At 39.0% G+C, this 4,552-nt stretch carries 4 protein-coding genes; 1 reads left to right on the top strand and 3 read right to left on the bottom strand.

Translation table 11 applies throughout. The features are described from left to right. Nucleotides 1-89 precede the first annotated feature (89 nt). Together H6G14_RS32915 and H6G14_RS32920 are read right to left on the bottom strand one after the other, a co-directional pair. Nucleotides 90-701: an ATPase domain-containing protein gene (locus tag H6G14_RS32915; protein WP_242054371.1), complete on the bottom strand. Its 612-nt coding sequence runs from the start codon at nt 699-701 to the stop codon at nt 90-92. A gap of 151 nt (nt 702-852) precedes the next feature. Further along, nucleotides 853-3,249, bottom strand: coding sequence for a response regulator (locus H6G14_RS32920; RefSeq protein WP_190573163.1), 2,397 nt, complete (start codon nt 3,247-3,249; stop codon nt 853-855). A gap of 284 nt (nt 3,250-3,533) precedes the next feature. Here H6G14_RS32920 and H6G14_RS32925 point away from each other — a divergent pair, with 284 nt between their 5' ends. Next, entirely contained in the window at nt 3,534-3,932 is a 399-nt protein-coding gene (locus H6G14_RS32925) for a response regulator (protein WP_190573164.1), read from the top strand. A 386-nt stretch (nt 3,933-4,318) separates the two neighbouring features. Here the strand turns inward: H6G14_RS32925 and H6G14_RS32930 are convergent, their stop codons facing one another. After that, a complete protein-coding gene (locus tag H6G14_RS32930) occupies nt 4,319-4,504 on the bottom strand; it encodes a hypothetical protein (RefSeq protein WP_190573166.1) in 186 nt (61 codons plus the stop codon). Nucleotides 4,505-4,552 lie beyond the last annotated feature (48 nt).

Below are 4,552 nucleotides of genomic sequence, written 5' to 3' on the forward strand. Positions count from 1 at the left end.
CAAGATTTAGGCGTAGTCAAAGCCCTACGAAAACCAGTCTTCAAGCTGGATCTATCCCCTTTTCCTGCACCCTCTTGACAAATGTGCAATTACTTTAACCTCTCACGGATGCAATCGGAAACATATTCTTCTAAACCGTGGCGAGTGAGGCTATTTTCACCACTTTCGCTGGTAATTATGGCTGTGACACCTTTGGATTTCAGCCAGAGAAATAGCCGCCGTAATTCCGATCGCACGATCGAGGCGTTCTCCAACCCACCAAACAACACTTCTAGCGTATCTATCACCACTCTTTTGGCGGCGATCTCCTCAATTTCAAAACCTAATCTAATAAACAGTGCTTCTAAATCGTATTCTCCTGTTTCCTCAATCTCACTCCGCTCAACACGCACATGATCAATGGCGAGTTTTTTTTCTTTGATTAGTTCTGCTAAATCCCACCCTAAAGAAGCAACATTTTGTGTTAGTTCTTCGGCAGTTTCTTCAAAGGCTAGAAATACGCCTGGTTCGTTAAATTCCGTTGCACCCCGCACTAAAAATTCCATTGCCATCAGGGTTTTACCGCACCCTGCTTTACCACACAGTAATACTGGTCTTCCTTGTGGTAATCCTCCAAAAGTAATCTCATCTAATCCTTGAATTCCTGTTGGACATTTGGCGAGCATGGTTGTTTTTTGTGTATTATTTTCTGCTTTATTCATGTTTCACCTAAATACTTATTGGATAGGAATAACAATAAATACTCAGGACTAAAGTCCTGACTACAAACAGAAATTACTCATATAGCATTAAGCTATATAATCTTTGTGAAGAATTTGTGAGTCAATACATTACGTTTACAAATCTCAAATTTTATGGCGAAAGAAATATCTGATTTCGTCCTGCTGCTTTTGCTTGATATAATGCAGCATCGGCAGCACGATACAGCATTTGCACATCATGACCGTCTTTGGGATACTCCGCTATACCCGCACTGAAGGTAATACTAAAAGTTGGATGATTAATCCCGCTAAATTGTAGCTGGCTGACAGTTTCTAATAAATTATTGAGTCGTTTTAAAGCATTTTTCGAGGTAATACCATACAGTCCAATCACAAACTCTTCTCCTCCCCAACGCGCCACAACATCCTCATCACGAAATGACTGCTTGAAGAGTTTGCCTAATTCACTTAAAACTTGATCACCGATATCATGACCATACTGATCATTAATTTGTTTAAAGTGGTCTAAATCCAAAACTGCAAAATAAAAAGATTTTCCTTGACGTTCTGCTAAATGCAGCAATCGAGTGATATCCTGCAATGATTTGCGGCGATTATAAATTCCAGTTAAGGGGTCAATATTTGCTAATTTGCGAGTAATTTGGCTGCGTTCTAACCGACAGAGAACACGAGCTACTAATTCCGGCCCGAAAATTGGTTTATTAACATAATCATCAGCACCAACTGCAAATACCTGTTGTACTGTCTGAGCATCTGTGTGTGCAGATAAACATAATATAGGTAAGTTGCTCCAACGGGGTTCATTTCGCACTACTTGACACAAATCAATCCCACTGAAGTTTGGCATTTCCACATCCAGAATCAGCATATCGGGGGCTGATTTTTCTAAGGTGTCCCAAAATTGGCGCGGATCATCTAGCAGAGTTAATGTAAATCCCCAAGGTTCTAGTAATGTGCGGATAATATCTAATACTTGTGGATCGTCATCTACAATTAAGAGTCTGCCTTCTGGTGGATGAGATTTTTGTAAAACAGAGGCGATCGCTTCCATGACTTGGGACGGAAATACAGGCTTTTGTAAAAAACCTTTACCTCCCATTTTCGCTACTCTTACCCGTTGGGCGAAACTCTCTTGAGATGTAAATACTAATACTGGTATTGGGGGGTGCAATGCTGTTAATTCTGCTAGTAGTGCAGAACCATCTTCTGCTGATTCAGGAAAGCACAAATCCAGTAATACTACATCTGGCCGAGTACGAGTTATTTCTTCCCTAGCCGCAGATATACAATCAGCAACGATAGCCTCTATTCCCCATAATTTAGCTGCTGCGGCTACTTGTGTCGCCAATGTAGTATCGTCATCTACAATGAGCAATCGATATTGTTGACTTAAATGAGAGGGTTGAATAACTGGCTGTTGGGGAATTTCTATGAGTTGTTGCTCTAATAAGTGGCGTAACTCCAAAATCAGTGTTTGCAATTGTTTAGCTTGTACTTGACCTAATTTTGCTGCTGATTTCAAGATGTTTTCCATGTCACGACACAAGCAAGTCGCGCTCTCAAAACCGAAACTACCCAAAGAGCCGGCTAAAGTATGTGCTTGCTGTTGTGCTTGTTGGCGCAAATCTTCAGTTAAAGTGTTTTCTAACAAAAATGTAACTGCTTGCTCAATCACACTCATCCGCACCGCATACTTATCCTTAACTCGTTCCCAAATTGCAGCTAATTGAGAGGTCATTTTTTGTTTACCTCTAAAATTTGCGATCGGGACTGAGTGTTGAATAAAAGAAGAGACTTGCTGTTGGCTTGCTGTTTTACTAGCTAGTTTTTGTTCTTCTGCTGATTTTATTAGTTCTTGAGTATTTAACCGATATCCAAATCCATATACAGTGGCGATGACATCAGTCTTAGCTCCAGCTTCCCTCAATTTAGCTCGCAAACTTTTAATATGCGCTCTTACAGTATTCTCGGTGGGAGCTTCATCGAAAGACCATAAATTATCTAATAGAGAACTTTGGCTAAATATACGCTGGTGATTGCGTAGGAATAATTCCAATAGAGCGTATTCTTTAGCAGTCAGGCGTAACAGTTTGTCTTGATAAGTTATCTGACAGCTAATAGGATCAAGGCGCAAAGCTCCTAATTCAATTATCGGTGTGGTCGTCTCACTGCTACGGCGCAATAAAGCTCTAATTCTAGCTAATAATTCCTCTAAGTTAAAAGGCTTGATGACATAATCATCTGCTCCAGCATCTAATCCCTTAATTTTCTTTGTATTACTATCCTCAGCTGTTAATAACAGGATGGGAGTGAGGCAACCTTGGCTGCGTAGCTGTTGGCAAATACTCATACCATCAATCTTTGGCAATATTACATCCAGCAAAATTAAGTCGTAATCAGTTACCAAAGCTAGCTCTAAGCCTTTTTGACCATCGGTACATACCTCTACTAAATAATGCTGCTCTGTCAGTGTTGTTTTCAGTATTTCAATAATATTTGTATCGTCTTCTACTAAAAGTATCTTCAAGGTTAATCAATTATATATATAAGTTTTTATTAATATTCTGCCACTTATTATCAAGTTTAAACGCATCTTCAGATAGGAGAGATTCTCTGTCTGATCTAAAATTTCTTGATTTTGAATAATTCACAACTACTTCACAATTATTATTTATCCTTTTGAATGTAGAAACACAAGGAGGCTATGGGACTCTTATTCAGGTAGCCAAAGATATAAAGAATAATGAATATATTTTGATTTAAATTGAATATTTTTTGCCCAAAACGTATATTTAATCAGGGATGAGAACGATGACAAAAAGAATTTTAGTAATTGATGACGAAGATGGGGTAAGGGAGATTATTCAAATTTGCTTGGAGTCAACGACTAATTGGGAGATATTAACTGCATCTTCTGGTAGAGAGGGAATAGAGATTGCCCAATCTCAGCATCCTGATGTGATTTTGTTAGATGTGATGATGCCCTATATGGATGGACCGACAACTTTTAAGCAGCTACGGGCAATTACAGCAACTTGTGATATTCCTACTATTTTGCTGACAGCTAAAGCTCAAAGTTGCGAACAACAAGAATTCCTTGATTTAGGTGTAGCAGGGATAATTACTAAGCCTTTTCTACCGGAAGATTTAGTTATTGATATTTGCAAAATTGTTAACTGGAATTACATGAACTATATGATCGAGAGCTAAGATTTTTGCAGATAAGAAAATCATAGGGGTCTGGGAGTGTAGGGGAGATGAGTGTGATTTGAAACAAAAAATGAGATTTTAACTCATGATATGGGTTCTTGTCAGATTTTGGTGATGATGAAAGGTTACGCGCTTTAAGGCAGAAGGCAGAAGGTTTTAAGACGTTTTGTTATCCTCATTGGGACTTGTGACCTTTTGGGGGCGATCGCCAGAAGGCTTTGTTGTGATGCAGATGTTCTATAATCCTTGCATTGCTTCAATTGTGGGAATTTTTTCTTCCCCCTTCCTTCTGACTTGAAAATCAAACTTCGGCTTAAATCCAAGAAGGATATGTGGCTGTTGTCGTTGAATGGCGACACAGCCGAAACAAAATATTGATTACAGGTTTAAATTGCGACCGGAATAGGCTCAATACTAACTTGATAACCAAGTTTTTCTAGGCGTTTAATCAAACGTTTCTTGACACTTTCTGGTTGTTGTTTGTCGAAATAATCAACTCCTAAATCTTTATAACTGGAGTTTAGACTAGATAGCCAATTGAAAGGAAAAAAATGGGAGGTGTGATTGAACACAGCCCCCCTGTTAGCAGAAGCTGAGAGAAGAACGACCAACTCTCATCT

It is taken from the genome of Nostoc parmelioides FACHB-3921 (assembly GCF_014696625.1).
Lineage (GTDB): Bacteria > Cyanobacteriota > Cyanobacteriia > Cyanobacteriales > Nostocaceae > Trichormus > Trichormus parmelioides.